Annotated in this window: 21 protein-coding genes, 1 pseudogene and 1 riboswitch; of the genes and pseudogenes, 5 read left to right on the forward strand and 17 right to left on the reverse strand. The window is 38.1% G+C overall.

Annotation, left to right across the window (positions count from 1 at the left end):
• From BLR11_RS06680 to lexA, 3 genes and pseudogenes are all read right to left on the reverse strand, one after another.
• Window positions 1-218: pseudogene (locus BLR11_RS06680) on the reverse strand (IS256-like element ISBsu2 family transposase); the annotation flags it as partial.
• Between the two features lie 172 nt (window positions 219-390).
• Window positions 391-693 carry an SHOCT domain-containing protein gene (locus BLR11_RS06685; protein WP_091649773.1) on the reverse strand — a complete coding sequence of 101 codons (303 nt, stop codon included), beginning with the start codon at window positions 691-693 and terminating at the stop codon, window positions 391-393.
• A 273-nt stretch (window positions 694-966) separates the two neighbouring features.
• Complete coding sequence (gene lexA / locus BLR11_RS06690; protein ID WP_091649976.1) at window positions 967-1,584, reverse strand: transcriptional repressor LexA; 618 nt, start codon at window positions 1,582-1,584, stop codon at window positions 967-969.
• Between the two features lie 151 nt (window positions 1,585-1,735).
• Between lexA and BLR11_RS06695 the strand changes: the two genes are divergently transcribed.
• Window positions 1,736-2,062: a LysM peptidoglycan-binding domain-containing protein gene (locus BLR11_RS06695; protein ID WP_091649776.1), complete on the forward strand. Its 327-nt coding sequence runs from the start codon at window positions 1,736-1,738 to the stop codon at window positions 2,060-2,062.
• A gap of 117 nt (window positions 2,063-2,179) precedes the next feature.
• On the opposite strand, the gene BLR11_RS06700 is transcribed toward BLR11_RS06695, so the two are convergent.
• On the reverse strand, window positions 2,180-3,169 hold the full coding sequence (locus BLR11_RS06700; protein ID WP_091649778.1) for a site-specific integrase: 990 nt from the start codon (window positions 3,167-3,169) through the stop codon (window positions 2,180-2,182).
• 51 nt (window positions 3,170-3,220) lie between these two features.
• Window positions 3,221-3,688, reverse strand: a complete 468-nt coding sequence (locus tag BLR11_RS06705) for a helix-turn-helix domain-containing protein (protein ID WP_091649781.1) — start codon at window positions 3,686-3,688, stop codon at window positions 3,221-3,223.
• A gap of 303 nt (window positions 3,689-3,991) precedes the next feature.
• Between BLR11_RS06705 and BLR11_RS06710 the strand changes: the two genes are divergently transcribed.
• From BLR11_RS06710 to BLR11_RS06720, 3 genes are all read left to right on the forward strand, one after another.
• Window positions 3,992-4,660, forward strand: a complete 669-nt coding sequence (locus tag BLR11_RS06710; RefSeq protein ID WP_176762898.1) for a TetR/AcrR family transcriptional regulator — start codon at window positions 3,992-3,994, stop codon at window positions 4,658-4,660.
• A 212-nt stretch (window positions 4,661-4,872) separates the two neighbouring features.
• Window positions 4,873-6,375, forward strand: a complete 1,503-nt coding sequence (locus BLR11_RS06715) for a CoA transferase (RefSeq protein WP_091649788.1) — start codon at window positions 4,873-4,875, stop codon at window positions 6,373-6,375.
• Window positions 6,376-6,555: 180 nt separating this feature from the next.
• Entirely contained in the window at window positions 6,556-7,524 is a 969-nt protein-coding gene (locus BLR11_RS06720; RefSeq protein WP_091649791.1) for a beta-ketoacyl-ACP synthase 3, read from the forward strand.
• A gap of 283 nt (window positions 7,525-7,807) precedes the next feature.
• Here the strand turns inward: BLR11_RS06720 and BLR11_RS06725 are convergent, their stop codons facing one another.
• From BLR11_RS06725 to hslO, 5 genes are read right to left on the reverse strand one after another with little or no spacing between them, the layout of a single operon-like run.
• Complete coding sequence (locus BLR11_RS06725; protein WP_091649794.1) at window positions 7,808-9,088, reverse strand: amidohydrolase; 1,281 nt, start codon at window positions 9,086-9,088, stop codon at window positions 7,808-7,810.
• An 18-nt stretch (window positions 9,089-9,106) separates the two neighbouring features.
• On the reverse strand, window positions 9,107-10,348 hold the full coding sequence (locus BLR11_RS06730) for an adenosylhomocysteinase (protein ID WP_091649978.1): 1,242 nt from the start codon (window positions 10,346-10,348) through the stop codon (window positions 9,107-9,109).
• Window positions 10,349-10,350: 2 nt separating this feature from the next.
• Entirely contained in the window at window positions 10,351-11,421 is a 1,071-nt protein-coding gene (gene mtnA, locus BLR11_RS06735; RefSeq protein WP_091649798.1) for an S-methyl-5-thioribose-1-phosphate isomerase, read from the reverse strand.
• Between the two features lie 2 nt (window positions 11,422-11,423).
• Window positions 11,424-12,218 (reverse strand): S-methyl-5'-thioadenosine phosphorylase, encoded by a 795-nt coding sequence (gene mtnP, locus BLR11_RS06740; RefSeq protein WP_091649801.1) that lies wholly within the window; start codon window positions 12,216-12,218, stop codon window positions 11,424-11,426.
• Between the two features lie 17 nt (window positions 12,219-12,235).
• On the reverse strand, window positions 12,236-13,105 hold the full coding sequence (gene hslO, locus BLR11_RS06745; protein WP_091649802.1) for an Hsp33 family molecular chaperone HslO: 870 nt from the start codon (window positions 13,103-13,105) through the stop codon (window positions 12,236-12,238).
• A 143-nt stretch (window positions 13,106-13,248) separates the two neighbouring features.
• On the opposite strand from hslO, the gene BLR11_RS06750 reads away from it, so the two are divergent.
• Window positions 13,249-13,656 (forward strand): DUF6173 family protein, encoded by a 408-nt coding sequence (locus tag BLR11_RS06750; protein ID WP_091649805.1) that lies wholly within the window; start codon window positions 13,249-13,251, stop codon window positions 13,654-13,656.
• A gap of 93 nt (window positions 13,657-13,749) precedes the next feature.
• Here the strand turns inward: BLR11_RS06750 and BLR11_RS06755 are convergent, their stop codons facing one another.
• The 7 genes from BLR11_RS06755 to pknB all read right to left on the reverse strand — a co-directional run bounded on the left by BLR11_RS06755 (window position 13,750) and on the right by pknB (window position 22,601).
• Entirely contained in the window at window positions 13,750-15,276 is a 1,527-nt protein-coding gene (locus BLR11_RS06755) for an L-lactate permease (RefSeq protein ID WP_091649809.1), read from the reverse strand.
• Window positions 15,277-16,601: 1,325 nt separating this feature from the next.
• A complete protein-coding gene (gene ribH, locus BLR11_RS06760) occupies window positions 16,602-17,072 on the reverse strand; it encodes a 6,7-dimethyl-8-ribityllumazine synthase (RefSeq protein ID WP_091649812.1) in 471 nt (156 codons plus the stop codon).
• Between the two features lie 26 nt (window positions 17,073-17,098).
• Window positions 17,099-17,743, reverse strand: a complete 645-nt coding sequence (locus tag BLR11_RS06765; RefSeq protein ID WP_091649813.1) for a riboflavin synthase — start codon at window positions 17,741-17,743, stop codon at window positions 17,099-17,101.
• Window positions 17,724-18,860: a bifunctional diaminohydroxyphosphoribosylaminopyrimidine deaminase/5-amino-6-(5-phosphoribosylamino)uracil reductase RibD gene (gene ribD, locus BLR11_RS06770; protein ID WP_091649981.1), complete on the reverse strand. Its 1,137-nt coding sequence runs from the start codon at window positions 18,858-18,860 to the stop codon at window positions 17,724-17,726. The genes BLR11_RS06765 and ribD overlap by 20 nt, the downstream gene beginning before the upstream one ends.
• A gap of 86 nt (window positions 18,861-18,946) precedes the next feature.
• A riboswitch (FMN riboswitch) is annotated at window positions 18,947-19,081 on the reverse strand.
• An 85-nt stretch (window positions 19,082-19,166) separates the two neighbouring features.
• On the reverse strand, window positions 19,167-19,811 hold the full coding sequence (rpe, locus tag BLR11_RS06775; protein WP_091649816.1) for a ribulose-phosphate 3-epimerase: 645 nt from the start codon (window positions 19,809-19,811) through the stop codon (window positions 19,167-19,169).
• A 5-nt stretch (window positions 19,812-19,816) separates the two neighbouring features.
• A complete protein-coding gene (gene rsgA / locus BLR11_RS06780) occupies window positions 19,817-20,680 on the reverse strand; it encodes a ribosome small subunit-dependent GTPase A (protein ID WP_091649818.1) in 864 nt (287 codons plus the stop codon).
• Window positions 20,681-20,687: 7 nt separating this feature from the next.
• The gene (gene pknB / locus BLR11_RS06785; protein ID WP_091649821.1) at window positions 20,688-22,601 is read right to left on the reverse strand and encodes a Stk1 family PASTA domain-containing Ser/Thr kinase; all 1,914 of its coding nucleotides are present in this window, start codon (window positions 22,599-22,601) and stop codon (window positions 20,688-20,690) included.
• Window positions 22,602-22,605 lie beyond the last annotated feature (4 nt).

Consider the following 22,605-nt stretch of genomic DNA (forward strand, 5'->3'; position numbering starts at 1 on the left):
TAGCCATTCCGACGGTTGGAGGTTTCCTTCTTGCTATGATCATTGGAGCTATACCCGAGATGGTTATCTATCTCGCCCTGCAGCATAGCTTCGAAGATAGGACCGAACACGTCCTTCAGCGCTATCTGCATGTCTTCCTGCGTCTTCGGCTGGTATTGTTCCATGATGAGCTTGGCGATTGCCTGGCCTTTCTCACTCGGGTTTCTACGTTTCTTCATCAGTGCTGTACTCAATTCCTTTCAACCTGCTTTCTGATAGTGTACCGCACCTCGACAAAAAAATGAAGTGCGTAAGTTAGTAAATTGGTTACCGGTAACTTACACACTTCATTTTACACTCCCAAACAAATAAAGATATGCCTTGTACTGGCATATCTTTATTTGTTTTAAACTATTTTTTTTGTTTATGCAGCAGTTCGTACAGTTTCTTTTCAAACTCTACATCAGAAATAACACTCAGCTTATGCATATCTCTGATTTCTTTGAGCTGATCCAATAATTCTTCGCTGACAGCTGGTTTATCTTCCTGCATTTCCGGAGATTTTACCATATTAGGATGAAGCAGATAAAAAGTTCGTTTTTCATATTCATCATCAGAAATAATATTTAACTTATGCATATCTCTCAATTCTTTTAATTGAGAAGCAATTAATTCCATTTGTTCTTTTTTTTCATCACTCGACAAATTATTCATATTAGATGCCTCCTATCAATATACCATACTCACGTCTGTAAATTTAATTCTCTCAAACTTTCGATGTACTAATAAATTAAAGACAAACATCCTACTCAATTCAATATATCGTTATATAATTTTATTATATCAACTGGACTCTAATTGTCAAACAGTACGAACTGAAAACTTTTACCAATAAATAATCTTTGTAAAAAAGTAAAACATATACGGACTGCAAATACGCTTAGTTTCAAACAAAAGACGGAATAGCCATTTCTCGGATAAAATGAATCAATATTTTCGAAAAAGACCAACGACTTTACCCAAAATAGAACAATTTCTGGTAATAATCGGTTCATAATTATCATTTTCCGGCTGCAACCGGATATGATCATCTTCTTTATAGTATCGCTTCACCGTAGCCTCATCATCGATTAAAGCCACTACGATTTCACCATTATTTGCCGTGTCCTGACGGCGTATTACCAGATAATCTCCTTCATATATACCTGCTTGTATCATACTGTCACCTTTTACAGTTAACATAAAGCAATCATCTTCACCAATAAATTCAGCAGAAAAGGGATATACATCTTCTACATATTCCTCCGCCAAGGCTGGCGAACCAGCATGGACTTGTCCCACTAAGGGGAGGGGAACAATTTTTTTTGAACGCCACGATCCTTCATCCAGTAATTCAATCGTACGGTTTTTGGTCGGATCGCGTCGGATAAAACCTAACGTTTCCAACCGATGTAAGTAACCATGAACTGTAGAAGTAGAACTCAAGCCCACTTCTTTGCAAATTTCACGAACTGATGGGGGATATCCATATTTATGAACAGACTCACGTATATATTCTAAGATCTGGCGTTGACGGGTGGTTAAGTTTTTTTCACTAGTCATCATCATTACGCATCACTCCTTATTCTTTTATCTCATTATATATGATATAAAGGAATAAATCAAACATTTGTTCATATTATGCTTGACAAGAACATTTGTTTGGCGATATAATAAGTACATAGTCAAACATTTGTTCTAAACAGGAGTGATCCACATGAAGAAAACAAATAAACAACCTTTGGCAAATTTAAAATATTTTTTTATTCTGGCTGCCTTGGTCGTATCCATTACTCAATTAGGCTGGATATTTCATGATAATTCACAATATGTTCCTGTCCGAGTACATACAGGAGATACTGTATGGAATATGGCATCAGCTGCTGCTGACAGCAGAACCGATATACGTGACGTCGTAGACGGCATTTTAAAAGTAAATCATTTATCTAATAATGATGATATTTATCCCGGGCAGATATTACAAATACCGGTGCATGACAGCAGCATTGAAAAAGTAAAATCTCATTTTGATGTACAACTTTGATAGGGAATATATACCACCATATTTATAAGACAACTTCATATAATACACACATACAGCATACAAAAGAAATGCACCTTAAAATTTAATTTTGAGGTGCATTTCTTTTGTATGCTATGTTTATTTTTTATCACCCGTAATTTTAAATATAGGATTATCGATAAGTTTATCTGCTTCATCTATATACCGTCTAACGATCGTTTGTGATTTATGACGTGTCTGTCTCATGATTTGTCGTTCTTCTACATGATGTTGTGCCGCTGATGTTGCAAAGCCGTGTCGTAAACTGTGCGCTCCATAATCCTTCGGATCCATGCCAACAAGTCCCACATATCGTTTTACAAGGAGCGCAATCGATTTGTCCGATATGCGATTTTTGCGAATTCCATGACCTCTTGTAAATCCGCGGAAGACAGGTCCTGTTGTAATACCACTGCGTGCTATCCAATCTTTTAATGCCTGTACAGCACAGATTTCTTTATCCTCAACATAGGGAATTGCAATCATTTGTCCTTGATCCATTTGATCCGTTTTAGACTTACGAAGCGTAATAAGCAACCCTAATCGAGTAAATCGTAAGTCTTCCATGTCAAGTCCTGCTATTTCCGAACGCCGCATAGCTCCGTAAAAACCAATAAGCAGGATTGATTTATCTCTGGCTTGCTGCAATTCATCGCCTTCAATGCAATGCAGCATTTCTCGTATATCATCGAATAATATAGGCAGTTTTCCACGCTGCATCGTCCCTTTCATTCGTTTTATTCCTTTTAAGGCATTTTTTACGATAGGGAGGCGGCAGGGATTATCTTTTATTCCGGCAGCGTCAAAATTTTCTGTTAACGCACTGATTCTGCGAGCTACCGTATTCGCTTTAGCATTATCAGCCAAATCGTTAATATAATTTATAATAGTTTCCGGTTCGGCAGGAAATGCTTGTACATGATGGTGGGCACACCAATCATAAAAATCATTCCAATCTGACTCATACGCATTAATTGTATTTTCGGCCCGGGAAATATATATACTTTGCCGGCTCTTGTCTGTTAATTTTGTATTGGCCGCTATGATGTCGGAATTATGTAAATAAAAATATTTGGGTGGATGATCCAAAACAATCACTCCTTTTTCAGTGCACACGCCATTATCCGAGACGGCAGCATTTTAAAGACTTTCCTTACATTTTTTTGCATTGATGTTATCCTGATCAGCTGAATTATTTATTGAAATTTGACAATGGGTATATGTATGATTTGTTAATTCAGGAAAAATATTATACGCAAGATGTTCAAGAACTGTCCATTCCTTTTCATCTAACCGAGAAAGAGCCAGTGCAAGTTTCCTTGGAAAGGTATCACGAGTATCATACGCAAGCTTTGCAGCCCAAGAAAGTATTTCTGCTTCGCAATGTTGTGTTCTATACATGTAACCGATCCCATCACATAACCACGATGTATTGATATTAAATTTTTGACATATATCTTCAATCAATCTATTACTAGGCATATTGCGTCCTTTAATAAGTTGAGTTACGTATGATTGATCAATATTGAGAATACGGGCAAATTCAACTTTTTTTAAACCACGCATCTTAATAATATGAAAAATTCTATCACCCATTGTTTCTTTCAACGAAATCACCTTCTTTACACACAGAGTATCAAATAAAATGGGGTAAGTCAATATAATAATATAAAAATAAGGATTTAATCATATAAGCAGGGAACTTGAATAGGCTCGAATTTAAAAAAATGACATAATACGTTATACTTTTATAAACCTTTTTATTTCATATCTTTTATCTTGGAAAAACATTAATTAATTATAGTAATGAAATACAATCAAATACTGCATTTTATAATTGACAAATCACAGGTCAATCCTTATAATACAATTGAATATGTTCAATTGTATTATAAGGAGGTACTTTTTAGTATGAAAAATATATCTATTGAACATACGCAGGAAGTACGCAGACGGATACTAGATACTGCAAAAAATTTATTATTGCAGTATGGTTATAATAAAACAACCATTCGCATGATTGTTGAACATTCGGGCATACTGACGGGAAGTATCTACTATTTGTTTAAGAATAAAGAAGATATCTTTCAATCATTATATTTATCGATTATTAAGAACTGTGTTTCTCATATTAATTATTATTGTAAAAATGAATCACCCGCTTTTAAATATGCCGCATTTTTCTTTATTTCTCTGAAAAAAATGGAGGATGACGAAATTATTCGAGATGCATATTTTGCAGGATATAACTCAAAATTGATTTTTGAAAATATGGTAGAACAGCTCACATTGCTGGCGCACCACTTATTTGACGGTACCATGTATGAAATGAAAGATACTGAGTATTATCAAAAATCTTTATTTATTAAAGGTGCTATGCGGGCTTGTGTTGCTGAATTGTACTTTAAAAGAAATATATCACCAGCAGCCAGTCGTTTGGCATTGATATCAATGGCTTTATCATTAATTGGAGTCGATGCAATACAAATTGAAAATATAAATAAAAGAATTATAGCTCAAGAATCCTTATGGGAAAAAATCGCCCAGCAACTGGTAGAAGAGCCCATTCAAAAAATTTGATTTCCCTTAACGATATACATGTAAAAAAAATCAACTGTCATGATAAGTGGATTTATTTTTTAGCATATAGTTGAACATGTTCAATAAAAGAGTGCGAAATGAAATTTTATACTTTTTAAATGAGAAAAAAGTCTGAAATATGGAATAGTTCAGTAAACTATCACTGAATTTAAGTTAATTAAAGGTTATATGAACTAGATTAGAGGAAAAAAATGACATATAAAAAATCAAAAGTTAGTAAAAATTTTAATCCATTAGAACATCTTGAGAAATTAATAAACCCAATAGGACTTTCTATAAACGATACTGGTGGAAAAATAAATATTATAGGTGAATATCCATTGTTTCCCAGTACGGTTCGACTTGCTGCTGCTTTTTCTCTTTCGGCAATGGCAGCCGCCGTCGGAGTAGCCGCTATTTGGCGAGAGCGTACTGGTACAGGACAAGATTTATCTATTGATATTCGCCAAGCGGCACATGGTATAAATCCTGATTTAACATTTCATCCTACAATTAACGATAACCCCTATCCAAACTGGATGGGACAAACTCATCCATTTGGTGTATTTCCATATAAAACAAAAGATGGACGGTGGATATATACCTCAGCAGTTTATCCACACCAACAGTCAAAATGGTTAAATTTCTTTAATTGTGGACCCGACCATAAAAAAATAGCAGCCAGTATCGCAAAATGGAATGCTCAAGAACTCGAAGATACGGCTAACAATCAAGGTCTTACCGCTTGTATAGCACGTACACCAGAAGAATGGCTTAATCATCCGCAAGGACAATATTTATCTAATGAGCCAGTAATTGCTATCCAAAAAATTGGTGATAGTATACCTGAAGATTTTAAAACTTCGGAAAGACCGCTTGGCAATATACATGTACTGCAAGCGACTCATGCAGTAGCGGGACCAGTTGTAGGCCGAACTTTAGCAGAACAGGGAGCGCAGGTACTTCAATTTAACCATTTTAACGATTTTGAACATAATTGGGTTTATGATGATGCAAATGTAGGGCATCGTACTACACACTTAAACCTAAAAAATTCAGAAGACAATGCTAAGGCTAAAACATTGATTCAAAATGCAGATATATTTGTAGATAGTTATCGAAGCCGCAAGATTGCTGAATTTGGGTTTTCTCCTAAAGAGCTTGCAAAAATCAGACCCGGTATTATTGTGGTAAGCGTTCGTTGCTACGGCTATGGTGGCCCGTGGGCAGAAAGAGGCGGTTTTGATATGCTTGGAACTGCTGCATCAGGGTTGGCAATGTTAGAGGGAGAAAATGGGATGCCTGCAATGCCTCCAACAGGTTTGATAAATGATTATGTTACAGGGTATATGGGAGCAGCAGGTGCGACTGCCGCACTTCTCAAACGCGCAAAAGAAGGTGGAAGTTATCATGTAACGGTTAGCCTAGCTAGAAATGCTATGTGGTACCAAAGTTTGGGATTAATTCCAAAAAAAGATATTGAATTTGCTATCAATCCCTTTCAGAAAATTTATGAATTATCTCCACTTGAATTAATCAAAATTGCTTCAAGTTTAGGAAAACGGCTATCTATACCTGATGCCATAATCCGGGATACGCCTTTGGGAGAAGTAAGAAGACTTGCACCAGCAGTAACCTATTCAGCAACACCTGCTTATTGGAATGATCCAATTCTTAGTCCAATGGGTTCAGCTAAACCGGAATGGATATTGTAAAGCACTTAAAGTATTATCGACACCCGCACCAGTAATGTTTTTTAAGTGGTATAAAAAAAAACTGCAATAAAAATTAGGAGAAATGTTTATTTCAAACTTTTTTGATTAGCTTTTTCATTATAAATTCACGATGTGATAGTAATGAAAATATTAGTTTATGATATTATACAAAGGAGATATATGAAAAGCAGTTCAAAAATATCGGCAATAGCCGCATATTTACCAAAAAAAATATGTACAAACAATGATTTTAAAAAAATTGATATTGATGATGAATGGGTTATACGTCGTACGGGGATACGAGAACGCCGTATTGCAGGAGAAAATGAATTTTCCAGTACGATGGCAATTAATGCTGTTAAAAATTTAAAAAAAACGTATCATACAAACATTGACGATGTAGATATGATTATAGTTACAACGTTTACTCCAGATTATTTAACGCCGTCAGTAGCAGCTTTGGTTCAAGGATATTTTGATATTTCTCATGCAGGAACGATGGATTTGAATGCTGCTTGCACTGGTTTTACGTACGGGCTTTGTGTAGCGGATGCGTTGATTACCACAGGTCAAAATAAAAAAATATTATTAATTGCAACAGAAAGCTTGTCTAAGATATTAGATTATGCAGATCGAAATACTTGTATATTATTGGGAGATGCTGCTGTTGCAATGCTGTTGGAAGAATCTCAAGGGGAAGGATTATGTATAGCTTCTGATTTTTTTAGTGATGGAAAAAAAGCGGGACTGGCTACTTGCAGTAATTTATCACAACAATATAATGAAATGGTTCTGAAAAACAAACAGTTTGAACAAGACGGCCGAAAACTTTATGAATATGTTTTAAAAAACGTACCAATAGGAATTCAAGCATTATTAAAGCGTGCAAACTTGAAAAAAGATGATATTGACTGGTTCGTTCCCCATAGTGCAAATTACAGAATGATTGAAGCTTTATGTAAACGATTACATATTATGTTGCAGAAAACCTTAATTAGCAATGAATTCTATGGTAATACCTCATCGGTTTCCATTCCATTGGCATTATGGATGGCAAGTGAAAAAAAACAATTAAAAAAAGGGGATTTTTTATTGCTTTATGGATTTGGGGGCGGGTTAACACATGGCGGAGTCATTATAAAATGGTAAGCTTATGAGGCAGTTATTTTGAGATGTATCGATATCGGAATAAGTAATAACATGGTGTTATCTTTATTTCTATTTCAATGTTTATAAAAAATATGCTATACGTAAAACTTCCCGCTAAGAAGCGGGAAGTTTTAGTGTGATGTAAATATTTTATTATAAACATTGACAGTTTTATTTTTTGAGCAATAGATTATGGCCTTTACAATTACTTCCGATAATTTAACGTTATCGGAAGTAATTGTATCTTGCTTTGTCTTTGAATTCAACTAATAAAAATATCTTATCATAATGAACTAAACAGCTTATCTTTAGTACGTTCTGCTTCAAAACGAATCTTATCAATATCTAACGAAGTAAATTCTTTATTGCGCAGTAAAACTTTTCCATCTACAAGAACGGTATCTACATCCAAACTATTGGCTGAATATGCCAGCAGTGACATCGTGTCATTTTTAGGATACCAATGCAAACCTTCACGATCAATTAGTGTAATATCTGCTTTATAGCCTTCTTGCAGTTTTCCAACATCGGTATAGCCAAGAGCCTTAGCACCGCCTTCTGTTAATAAATTAACAGCTGTTTCTGCAGGAATAACCAAAGGATCCAGTGTATTCGCTTTATGGATCAATGCAGCCAATCGCATTTCTTCTACTATATCCAGATTATTATTACTGGAAGCGCCATCCGTACCTAATCCTACGGTAATGCCTTTTTGCAGCATAGCATGAATCGGTGCGATTCCACTCGCTAATTTTAAATTACTTCCCGGGTTATGAGCGACACGGACATGTTTTCTGGCCATTATCTCTAAATCTGCATCGTCCACCCATACACAATGTGCTGCCAAACATCCGCAATCAAAAATACCCAAATCATCCATCAATAAAATCGGTGATTTTCCGTACTGTTTCTTTATATTTTCAACTTCACCTTTGGTTTCGCACAAATGAATATGTATTTCTGCATGTAATTCATGTGCTAACGCTACTACTTTACGCAGATAATCAGGAGCACAGGTATAAGGCGCATGTGGTCCCAGCATAACAGTAATACGTCCGTCCGCTTTACCATTCCAATTTTGGTAAAACGTTTTACTTTCTTCTAGAGCCTGCATCCCACTGGGAGTACATCCCGTCATTCCGCGACATAAAGCAGCTCGAATACCTGTTTCAGACACTGCTTTAGCTACATCATTCATAAAAAAATACATATCAGCAAAGCTTGTTGTTCCACAGCGAATCATTTCAGCAATGCCTAACATAGTCTGTGCATACACGATATCGCTGTCCAGTTTATCTTCTGCCGGCCAAATTTTTTTTTCCAGCCAGTCCATTAACTGCATATCATCGGCATAACTGCGAAATACAGTCATGGCAATATGATTGTGTGTATTAACAAACCCCGGAGTTGCCAGCATCCCCTTCCCTTCTATTATTGTATCATATTCCTCAGTATGTATAACGTCAGGAAATCCGCTGATTCGGGTATCTTCAATAGCGATATTTTGATGTTCTGATATGACATGATCCTTATAGATACCTACATTCTTTAGCAATGTTTTCATAGATATGTAACCGTCTCCTTAATCCAGATTAAGATATGCACGTTGTTTATCAGTAAGGCTATCTATCTGATAACCCATGGATGCTAATTTTATATTGGCAATCTCCGTATCAATGGTATGCGGCAGCACATATACATGGTTTTCTAATTTCTGATAGTGTTCCAGCAAATATTTTGCTGCCATAGCTTGTACAGCAAAAGATAAATCCATAATTTCAGCCGGATGACCATCCCCTGCTGCCAAATTAACCAACCTGCCTTCCGCAATCAAATTAATAATATGTCCGTTCGGCAGCGTATATCCTTCAATATTGTGTCGAGCTTCAAAATGACCGACAGTCATCTGTTCCAACTCTTTTTTATTGATTTCTACATCAAAATGACCGGCATTAGCCATAACCGCTCCATCTTTCATATTCTTCATATGTTCACCACGGATAACATTTTCACATCCAGTCAAGGTTACAAAAATGTCGCCTATTTTTGCAGCTTCTTCCATCGTCATCACTTCAAAGCCATCGAATACGGCTTCAATGGCTTTAATAGGATCCACCTCGGTTACAATAACATGTGCTCCCAAGCCTTTGGCCCGCATAGCACACCCGCGTCCACACCAACCATATCCTGCAACAACCACGCGTTTTCCGACAACCGTAAGATTGGTCGTCCGCATAATCCCGTCCCAAGTAGATTGCCCGGTACCATATCTGTTATCAAAAAGATATTTACAATAGGAATCGTTGGCTGCAATCATAGGAAATTGTAACGCGCCCCCTTTATCCAAGCCGCGCAGTCTATTTACTCCGGTTGTGGTTTCTTCGGTACCTCCTATTATATTTTCCCGTGCATCCGCCCGTGTCGTATGTAATAAATGGACAAGATCTCCCCCATCATCAATAATAATATCAGGATGATGATCCAATGCTTTATTTAGAAATGTGAAATATTCATCATTTGTTGCATTATACCATGAATATACAGTCAATCCATCATCTACCAATGCGGCTGCTACATCATCCTGCGTCGACAACGGATTGCTGCCGGTAACAACAACATGCGCACCAGCGCGATGCAATACTTTGGCCAGGTATGCTGTTTTAGCTTCTAAATGAACACTTATTGCAATGGTTTTTCCTTTAAAGGTTTGTTTTTCCTTTAACATGCTGCCGATTGCATTTAATGTGGGCATATAATGATCTACCCAGCTAATCTTTTCGTGCCCCTTAGAAGCAAGTGAAAAATCACGAATCATTGATTCCATCATTACAAGACCTCTTTCTGTTTAAAAAATTTGGATATAGTATATGAATCGGGGTTTTGAAGTACACCCAGCTCTGTAAATATAGCTTTAATATTTTCATGAGGTGTAACATCAAACGCAGGATTAAAAACCGATGCATTTTTCAAAGAAATTGCTACCTCTCCAATACATCGGACTTCATCAGGATTTCTTTCTTCAATAGGAATTTCGGTTCCTGTCTTCAAGGTTAAATCAAAAGTAGACACAGGAGCAGCTACATAAAAAGGAATATGATGCGCTCTTGCCAATAAAGAAACGCCATATGTTCCTATCTTGTTAGCTGTATCTCCATTTCCCGTAATGCGATCCGCTCCAACAATGACAGCATCAACACCTTTTGTTTTCATAACCCAGGCAGCCATGTTGTCTGTAATAAGGGTCACGGGAATACCATCACTCATTAATTCTGTTGCGGTAAGTCGAGCTCCCTGCAGTAATGGGCGGGTTTCATCTGCATATACCATGCGAATTCGATTTTTTTTATGTAATGCCCGAATCACGCCTAATGCAGTTCCTACGCCTGCTGTTGCTAATGCACCGGCATTACAATGAGTTAAAATAGTAAGTGGTTTATTCGTATATTTTAATAATTCGTCTGCCCCGTAGGTGGATAGTGCTGTATTAATAGATACATCTTCATGCTGCATGGCTATGGCTTGTTTTTCAAGAACCTTAGTTATTTCCCAAGCAGTTGCTGCGGTCATATGATTAACAGTTGTCATCACTTGTGACAGTGCCCAATGTAAATTAACAGCTGTCGGTCTTGCTGCATCCATTTTTTTGCTGATACGCTGCAAATCCGCAATATAATCAGACGTCGTGATGGTATGATTATTTTTCAATAATTCATATGCAGCCAACACCATGCCATAAGCAGCGGCTACGCCAATTGCCGGAGCTCCTCGTACAGCAAGAATACGGATGGCATCCCGTACTTCGTTCCACCGAGTACAGGTAATATACATCATTTTAACCGGCAGTTTTGTCTGATCCAGAAGGATCAAGCTGCCATCCTTCCAACGCATTGTATCCATAATTATATTGTAAATCCTCCATAGTCTTTTAATGTATGGCGGCATTCGCAAGTTTCATCATCTATATATATTTCAATTGATTTTAAAATCAATTGTTTCAATCGTTCCGAATTTTTTGCCATACATTCCACTACTTCGGAATGCGTCAACGGAGTCGGTGAAATCCCGGCGGCAAAATTGGTAATCATAGAAATGGTAGAATAACACATTTCAGCTTCTCGTGCTAAACATACTTCCGGAACATTTGTCATGCCGACAAGATCTCCACCTAATTTTTCAAACATTTTAATTTCAGCCGGCGTTTCAAAACGCGGGCCTTCTGTACATACATAGGTTCCTTGGGGGTGTACGGTATACCCAAGTTCCGTCCCGGCTTCAACGATAGTCTGCCGTAAATGCGGACAATACGGACTTGTCATATCTACGTGGACAACACCATTCTTACCGCCATCAAAAAAAGTAGCATGGCGCATTTTTGTAAAGTCAAGAAACTGATCCTGAAGTACAAAATCATCCGGTTTATATGCTGGATTCAGTGATCCTACTGCTGTCGTAGCGATAATCGTTGTTACTCCAAGTTGTTTTAATCCAAGAATATTGGCTCGGTAATTAATAAGATGCGGAGGAATTTGATGATTTTTCCCGTGCCGCGGTAAAAAAACAATATCTTTCCCTTTATAAGTACCCTTCATATATTTAATTGTGCCGTAGAAATTATCCATGGTACCTTCTTTAACCTGATTCAGCATAGCAGCATCACATACACCGGTACCGCCAATAATAGCAATACGTCCCATAACAGTCATCTCCCCTTTTAGCAATTATATAAATGTTGCAATTCTTTTTGACTGATCACATATTTTTTTCCACAATAATGGCATGTCATCTCAACTTGCGGATCCTTCAATAATTCTTGCTTATCGGCATCACTTAAAGATAAAAGAACGCTTTCAATCCGCTGCTGTGAACAAGTACATTGCCAATGCAGATTTTGTCTGTAAAGTTCCTTGTAATGCAACCCTTCCAAAATACACTCGATCAATCCTTCTCCATCTATATGGTTTGATAAATATGTGGTAATAGCGCCTATATTTGATATATTTGCTTCAACCTGTGCCAGTTTTTCATCATCAGCGCCTGGCAGTGCCTGAACTAGAAAACCTCCTGAGGCAGCAATAGAATAATCTCTGTCTACCAATACTCCCAAGCTGATTGTTGAAGGAATTTGTTCGGAAGTATATAAATAGTAAGCTAAATCCTCAGCGATTTCTCCTGTAACGAGATTTGATTGACTGGTATACGTCGTTTTTTCAGGTGTGAAACGAGTTACCGTAACTTGTCCTTGTCCCACAGCCTTCCCTACATCGAGCTTGCCATTTTCTTTTAAAGGAATATCAATAATTGGATTATCAACATAACCACGAACTTTATTAGTATCAAAGGCATCTGCATAAATAGCACCCAGAGGTCCATCCCCCTTAATACGGATAGAAACACCTTCATGATTCTTATAATCTCCCGCCAAGAGCAAGGCACCTGTCATCGTTCTTCCTAACGCCGCAGCAGCTACGGGAGATAGTTTATGACACTTGCGCACAGCTTCAGTAATATTTTTTGTTAACGCAACAGAAACACGAATACGTTCTTCTGATGTGTAATGTATAATTTTATCCGTATACAACATAATAAATCGTCCCTTCTTCAGTATTGACACTACATATTATACATCAAAACGGATGCAATTTACATATGCTGGCAGGAAAAGCGTACTAATTTGGTGAATATATATATGAATGATTAAAATAAACTATTTGGGATGTGATATGCATGGCAAAAAAGAAGAAGAAAACAAAAGATATCACGATAATACCTCCAGCCGATTCGGAAAATTATGAAGAAAATGACCCTGAAACGCCTTATTTAGCATCAGATATGTATAAGCGGATTGTCACCTTAATTAATCATTTTGAATCAGATCTTCCTGATACTATGCAGGCCGGAGGTCGGTTAGTATCTTCAGGAAATATCACGTTCAGCATACAAGATGTTGGCTACTGGGATCCTAATATGATTGTATTTTATGGAGAACTTTCAGATAATTCTAAAGTTGAACTGGTACAGCACCTATCACAACTGAATCTGCTGCTGGTTGCCGTGCCTCGAAATGATGATATTTCTGCTCCGCGGCGTATTATCGGTTTCAACACAAAAGATACTTCTGATATGGAATCATAGGAAGAAGAAGAAAAAGAATAGAGATAATAAAAGCAAAAAATGAACCCGATGTATCATCGAGTTCATTTTTTATACTATCTTTTTATAGACTAATTAAAGCAACGCTTGACCAAAGAAACACCATGCGCCTGCAATAACCAGATACAGAATAAAATATCCAAAAATTCCTTTCATAATAACACTTTCTTTACCTTGAACAACCGTACCAACGGCACCGATAGACAAGGCAATACTTTGAGGAGAAAGCATCTTGCCGATACCTGCACCGGCAGAGTTTGCAGCAGCAAGCCAAGCAGGGCTAGACCCTGGAATACCTGCAGCAGCCGCCGTTTGCAAAGGTCCAAAAAGAACATTCGTGTTTGTCGCAGAACCAGTGATAAAGGCACCAAGAGCACCTACAACAGGAGCAAATGCCGGATATCCTGTGCCTGTAGCATATACAAGAGCTTTGGCAATGTCAGCCGTCATACCGCTGTATGTCATAAGCTTTGCAGTTACAACAACAGCAATGATTGTAATATATGTAAAACGGAGACCTTTCAGCGTTGATCCGAATACGTTAAACAATTCACTCCAGGATGCACCTTGCACTTTGCCGCCAATAAATGCAGCCAAGAAAATCATGATACCAGGAGTTGCAATCCAAACAAACGTATACGGCTTGGCTCCTGCTCCGATATAAATAGGAACAGCTGTTTGAATAGCTGCCAGCGGAGTATTGATAAACGGAACCAACTTAGAGGTAATAAGTAAAAATACAAAAATCAAAATAAACGGCATAGCAGCCTTAACGCCTGTATTAAAATCAACGGGTTCGACTTTCGTATCCATTGCATATTCAGGATTGTCATTTTTAAATATTTTTGCACAAATAACAATGGCACCCATGATTATAATAGACGGAGCAATAACAGCTAATTCAGGACCAATGGCAATACAAATCAAATATTCCGGAATAAGAAGTGCCAGTCCAGAAATTAAAGTGACCCCAAAAACACCTTTCAAAGCTTTAGGACCGCCGGCAATAACCATAACTACCAGGAACGGACAAGTAATATCTAAAATAGCATTCATCATTGCCGTATAAATCCCTAACTGGGATAAATCCAATCCAGTAAGAGACGCCATCGTAGTCGTAGGAATCGCGATAGATCCGAATGGTGTAGGCACTGTATTGGCAATAAGGCAGGCTAATATGGATTTAATCGGATCAAATCCCAAAGCAAACATCATGCTGGCAGGAATAGCCACAGCGGTACCAAATCCAGCCATCCCTTCCATAAATGCACCGAAGCCCCAAGCAAGCAGCAAGGCAATAATACGGCGGTCATTACTTACACTAGTAAGCATTTGTTTGATAATATCCATAGCCTTCGTATATAATACCAAATTATACGTAAAAATAGCCGCTGTAATAACTAATAGGATAGGCCAAATTGCCAGTGCTACACCTTCCAATGCAGCAGATCCCATCACAATAGTACCTTGTCCATACGCTGCAATAGCAATAATAAACGAAATAATTACAGCAATCGTACAAGCCTTCCACGCAGGAACTTTCAAAATTGCCAGGCCTACAACCAGCCATAAAATCGGCAATAATGCTAAAATAACCATCATCCTTAAACACACCCTTTCATACGAACTTAAAACAAAAACTCCACCTTTTAGTTGTTTCATTTCGGTCATATAGGGTAAAGCGTGTATTTCTCTTATCATTTCCGAATACTTATTTTTGTTATAAAAACACTCTACACTATATGTTACCTCTAAATCTATCACCTGCCTTATAAAATAAATTATTATACTACATAATACACAACCGGCATAGCGTTACATTGCGCCGCCCGATGTAAAGGGATGTAAGCTATACCGTGTTTATTATCATACGTATTACAGAAACTAATAATTTAATTTCATTATAGGCAAAACGTCATTAGTAATCAAGAGCGTTTTTGTTTTTCTTAATAACTTTTACTTATTTTATTTATAAATAGACTATTACGAGAGAGTGACAAACAGATATCTCATTTTGCATATTAACCGTTGTTTAGTGTACAGTTACGCTCCTTTCCGGGATTATGAAATAATGAAACATTCTATACAATGATTCATTCTATACAATTATTGCAACAGTAATTAGAAATGATTCTAATTTCGCAACTTTAAATTTTATTTATTAATTTATGTATGATAAAAAAAAAGAAACTGAAAAATGTACTGACTGTACTGCCCATCCATAAGTTAGACCTGTCATCTAACTTATGGGAGTATCTTTACGGCAAAATATAGTACTGAATTTAAGCAAAAAGTAGTTCCAGCATATCTACAAGGGGAACATACATTATCATGGCCTTGCAAAAAAAATACAACATTGTCAGCCACACAACGAGCCTGCGTTGGACTGCTGCCTAAAAATTTATCAGCAACAATATTGCTCGTTCTCGTCAAAAGAAAACTTATTCTCTTCAATTTAAGTTCCATTCCGTAGACTTGTATCAAAGTTCCGAGATTTCCTATCAAGAATTCGCATTGGCTCTCGGCATAAATAATCCGTCTCTTTGGGCACAATGGGTTCTGAGGTATTGTTACTATCAACGTAGAGGGTCTCACAAATCGCAACGGAAAGACAGTCATCCTAAAGAGCGGAGGAGATTGTGTTTTGCGCAAGAAGCGAGAAACACAGGCAAGGATCGTCAACCATCTCTGAGGATCATTCAAACTAAAAGATAATCGAATATTTCAAAGTATGTCTCGAAAAGAAATTTGCTTAGACAATACTCCTCACAGAATCACGGCAAAACTGGGTTGTCTGAGTCCGATTACTTACCGGTTATATCATGCCGCAAAATAAAAAACGAAGCAGCAAGTAAACATGCTGCTTCGTTTCGGTCTAACTTTATGGGGCACTACGAAGTTCCCGGTCTCTTTTTATCTATTATACATTATTTTTCTAATTCTTTTATAAGATTGACCATTTCAATAGCGCTGACCGCAACATCAAAACCTTTATTTCCAGCTTTAGTACCCGCGCGTTCGACAGCTTGTTCAATATTTTCGGTCGTAATGACGCCAAACATAACCGGAACTCCTGTCTTTAATGAAACTTGAGCAATTCCCTTGGCTGCTTCTCCACAAACCAAATCATAATGAGTGGTAGCTCCACGAATAACAGCACCCAGACAAATAACTGCATCAAATTTTTCTGATTCCGCCATTTTCTGTGCAATCAGTGGAATTTCAAACGCGCCGGGCACCCATGCAGTTGTAATATTTTCTTTATCTACGCCATGTCGAGATAGTGCATCATATGCACCGCCTAAAAGCTTGCTTGTTATAAATTCGTTGAAACGAGCTGCAACAATACCGAATTTTAAGCCAGAACCTAATAAATTACCTTCTTTTAACATTTCCATCATAGCACTCTCCTCTAATAAATAAATCAAAAACCATTTTCCAATAAATGCTGCAGTGTTAATTTTTTTGTACTTGAAGATGTATAATCTGCAGTAAAGTTATAAACGTATTTGCCAATCATGTCAGTCTCGAGGTTAACAACAGTCCCCACGCGTTTCGTAAGCAATATTGTGTTTTCCATTGTATGAGGAATGACAGAAACGGTAAAGTAGTCTGAATAAACAGAAGCCACGGTTAAACTAATACCGTCTATTGCAATAGAACCCTTCTCAACAATAAAAGGTACCATATCTACTGGAATCGCAACAGCAATAATACGAGCAATCCCATCAGCTGTAATACGGTTAATATGTCCTATCCCATCAATATGGCCGCTCACAATATGCCCGCCTAACCGGCTGCCTACTTGGAGTGCACGCTCTAAATTTACTTTTGAACCGCTCTTGCTGTCCCGCAAAGACGAACGCATCATAGTTTCATGCATAACATCTGCCGTAAATCCGCTGTTAGTCAGCATAGTAACCGTTAAACAAACTCCATTGACTGCTATGCTGTCCCCTATTTGCGTCCCTTCAAGAACTTTTTTTGCCTGGATGGTCAAACGAATAGAATCAGCCCTGCGATCTAAAGAGCCAATCGTTCCAATTTCTTCAATGATGCCAGTGAACATAGGCGCCCTTCCTTTCTGCATTATAGGCCTCAATCAGTATATTATTTTCTCTTACCTGTACCGATTCAAAAACCAGAGACATGCATTGATCAAGAGAAGCAACCCCAACACCGGCTACCGCTGGCAGAGACTGCATCCCACCTAACACCTTATTTCCAATAAATGCATAAATTTTATCAATCAGACGAGCGTCAAAAAAACTTCCTTGTACAGCAGCGCCTCCTTCAATCAGAATACTATGTATTCCGTGTTCTCCCAAACTTTCCATCGCTGCCGATAAATCAACTTGTTTCTCTTTATTCATAGGAACTTCAAGTACAGTAACTCCCGCGTTCTCTAAAGAAATACGTTTTGCCGGCAAGCAAGCTGCTGTCGTTACAACAATAGTTGAGGTCGTCTGGTCAGTAACAACACGAGCCTGCAAGGGGATACGTCCCTGGGAATCAAGAATAATTCGTGCAGGTTGATGCGGCCGTTCCTGCGCCTCCCGATCAATACGGCATGTCAACATAGGATTATCGGCTAGAATCGTCCCAATACCTACTAAAATGCCGTCGTACACAGAACGGAGATAATGTCCGTAGCTGCGTGCCCAATGGTTTGTAATCCATTGAGAATTTCCCGTACGTGTAGCAATTTTTCCATCCAAGCTTTCGGCTAATTTAGCGGCAATAAATGGTTTTTCCACAAGCATCCATTTAATAAATGCTTCGTTAATCTTAGCTGCTTCTTTAGACAAAAGACCAACTTCCACTTGTATTCCCGCAGTACGCAAAATAGCGGCTCCCTTGCCGGCTACCAGTGGATTCGGATCCAACATGGCAATGACAACTTTGGCTACGCCTTTTTCTACTAATGTTTTAGCACACGGCGGAGTGCGTCCATAGTGCGCACATGGTTCAAGTGTAACATATACGGTACTTCCCTTGGCTTCTTCTCCTGCTTCTTTCAAAGCCCATACTTCGGCATGAGGAGTCCCTGCTTTATGATGATATCCCGTGCCGATTATATGCCCGTTTTTAACGATAACACAACCAACGGCCGGGTTGGGTGATGTATATCCGGCTGCCAATTTTGCCAGGGAAAGGGCTTTTTGCATATACTCTATGGGTTCCAATCGATTCATTCCTTTCCATTTATAAATAGTAAAAGACTATCGGTAAAAACACCAATAGCCTTTTCAGCGCAACAAAAAAAGATATCTGCTGTCTTTTCCCATCCAGACTATACTGTCGGTATCGAAATTGCATCGATTCAACCTCATGACGAGGTTAGCGGACTTTTACCGCCGGTCAGGAATTGAAAGTAACACTTTCGCACCTTGCCTCAAAGACTATATCTATATTCTCTTGTAATTCCTTTATTATGGTATCATAAAAAGAAACCAAATGCAATATTTATACATAAATCAGTCATATACTCTTCACCGCAGTGCAGCTATTGCTGTTTTTCTGTCGTCCGCGCCAAAAACTGCACTGCCGGCTACTAGAAACACGGCGCCCGCTCCAACTGCCAATTTTGCCGTTTCCGAATTTATTCCGCCATCCACTTCAACAACGGCATGTGTATTTTCTGCACTCGCCAGCATATGACAGGCCTCTTTTATCTTATCGGTTGTATAAGAAATAAATTTCTGTCCGCCAAAACCCGGATTTACACTCATGATTAATACCATATCGAGAAATGATGCTATGTTTTTCAAAGAAGATACGGGGGTAGCTGGATTCAGAGCCACTCCGCATTTCATTCCCGCTTCTTTAATTTGATGCAGTACGCGGTCTAAATGTATGCATGCTTCCTGATGTACAGTAACATAAGAAACACCTGCTTTTGCCAAACCTTCAATATAGTTTTCCGGATGTTCTACCATTAAATGGGCATCAAAAGGTAAATCTGAACACTTGCGCAATTTTTCAATAACAGGGATTCCAAACGTTAAATTAGGGACAAAATGCCCATCCATCAAATCTAAATGCAGAAAATCTGCCCCACTTTGTTCTATATCCTTTATTTCCTCAGATAGTTTTGAAAAATCTGCGGACAAAAGGGAAGGACCAATCTTAATCATACGTATTATCGCTTCCTTTCCAATATCGTTGTCAGAACTTTGCAATAGGTTTCATATCGTTCCTTTTTTATCTTTCCTTCAGCAACAGCACGTGTAACCGAACAATCCGGCTCGGTGCGGTGCAGACAAGAGGAGAATCGGCAATTACCGAAATAAGGAATCATATCCGGAAAGAGACAAAATAATTCCTTAGGGTCTAAATGCTCAAATTCCAATGAGCTAAAACCAGGTGTATCCACTACATAGGTTTTATAATCAAGCTTCATTATTTCTGAATGTCTTGTCGTATGTCTGCCGCGTTGTATTTTACTGCTCACACATCCGATAGTCAAGTCGTTTCGTCCCAAAATACGAGATAAAAGGCTGGATTTTCCCACTCCAGAGGGACCGGCAAATGCCGTCATCTTATGTGGTAAAAGTGATAATAGTTCATCCATTCCTTCACCCGTTTGAGCAGATACGATCAATGTTTTATACCCACAGGATTCGTAAAAATCTCGATATGCTACTGCTATGGTTCTATCTAAATCGCACTTATTCAAGCATAAATGCGGGTGAATTCCTGCATACTCACAGGTCATCAGCATTTTATCCACTAAAAAGCGGTTAGGTGCCGGTGATTGTGCTGCCATGATAACAACCATTTGATCAATGTTTGCAAGTCCCGGACGACGAATTTCGTTGCGTCGCGGCAGTAATTGCTCGATAACACCGGTATGATTATCCAGTACTGTTATTTCTACTTCATCACCAACAAGTATTTTTTGTTTCAATTTACCACGGCGCCGGCATTCTACTAAAGATTCCGGCAAGTCTAAATCGATATAATAATAGCCGTTGTAATTTTTGATTACCTTTCCTTTGATCATAATCCTCCTAAATATATTTGTCCTGAACCAAAGAATTGTTTATATAAACACGTACTCGTGTTTTACCGGTACCACTGATATTTTTAGTGATACTGTCGCCACCTGATTGATTACGATCATAAACAACATGTGATCCATTATCATCGCTTACGATAATTTGTACATGCTGGCTGGAGGCTCCAGCAGGCACACTGATATTAACGGTCCCTGTATGAGTCGTTCCGGGAGCCTCTTGATTATTATTCTTATCATCTGCCGTAGTTTTGTTATATTCTACGTTCAAATTGATTACATTGGGATTACTGCCATCTGCCGACTGCATCGTAACTTGTGCTTGATTGGTATCTTTGCTATTGTCGATATTAGCAATTGTACCAGCAGAATACCCGGCGCTTTCCAATGCTTTTACGGCAGCATCCAACGGCATGCCAATAACATTGGGTGCCGATGACTGCTGATCTTTTGTCTCAGAATTTTCACATACAACAACATCGATAGATGTATCCTTAGGTACTTTTTTAGGCGAAGAGGGACTCTGGCTCATAATTGTTCCTTCTTTATATTTGCTGCTGCTTGAGTGAACAACATGTCCAATGGATAATCCTATGTCTTTTAATTTCAACTTTGCCTCATCCAAAGTTAATCCCCGTAAATCAGGAATAAGCACCTCCGAACCATCATGTCCCTTACTGACTGTAAGATAAATAGTCCGTTTGGCTTTTACAACGCTCCCTCCAGTCGGGGTTTGTGTGATGACCTGTCCAATAGGAACATCAGAATTATCCATTTCTTTAATAGAGACATTTAAATTTTTCTTTGTCAATATTTGTTTAGCGATTTCCACCTGTTTTCCAGTTACATCAGGAACGGTTATTTCCTCCGTACTCCAAAAATTGCCAAAAGAAAAAAATGCCCATAGAAAAGCGACGACAAAAACCCCAAGCATGGCCATAATAATAGACTTTTTGGAATGATTGCTAATGTTATCCATGATGCGGGTAAAAACGTTAGCTTTATTTGGTTCTTTTATTTTTACAGGTTGAATTTTCTGTGTATTGAAATTGTTTTTAATAATCGGCAAAGCACCTTTATTAGGATTGACAAATCCCTGAGCCAATCGCATTTCCGCCATCATTTCACTTACAGATTGAAAACGGTCGTCTGGGTTTTTAGCCATTGCCTTTAAAATACACCGCTCCACCAATTGCGGAATACGGCGATTATATTTACTGGGAAGCGGTATTTCATCTTGTACATGTTGAAGGGCAACAGTAATGGCTGTATCCCCATGAAAAGGTACGACACCTGTCATCATTTCATACATGACGACGCCTAAGGAATAGATATCTGTACGCTCATCAATTTTTCCGCCGCTGGCCTGTTCCGGTGAAAAGTAATGAACTGAGCCAAGAATAGAGCCATCTTTGGCATTCGCGGTTGTAGAATTAACAGCTCTGGCAATTCCAAAATCAGCAACTTTAATATGGCCTGATTCAGTAACTAATATATTATGCGGTTTTATATCACAATGAATAATGCCATTACTATGTGCATGTTCTAAAGCCTCACCAATATCAAACGTGATTTGTATGGCGTTATTGATAGGAAGATGTCCGTGTTTTTCAATAAATTCCTTCAGAGTCTCTCCGCGAATATATTCCATCACTATGTAATGAACATTTTCATCATATCCGACATCATATATATTTACTATATTAGGATGCGATAATTTGGCAGCTGCCTGTGCCTCCTGACGAAAACGAACCAGAAAATCATGATCATTCCCAAGTTTTTCATGAAGGATTTTGACCGCGACTATCCGATCCAATAAAATATCTTGTGCTTTGTAAACACATGCCATACCGCCAGAACCGACTTTTTCCAATATTTTATATCGATTATCTAATATATGACCAATCATTTGG

The organism is Megasphaera paucivorans, assembly GCF_900103535.1.
GTDB lineage: Bacteria > Bacillota > Negativicutes > Veillonellales > Megasphaeraceae > Megasphaera_A > Megasphaera_A paucivorans.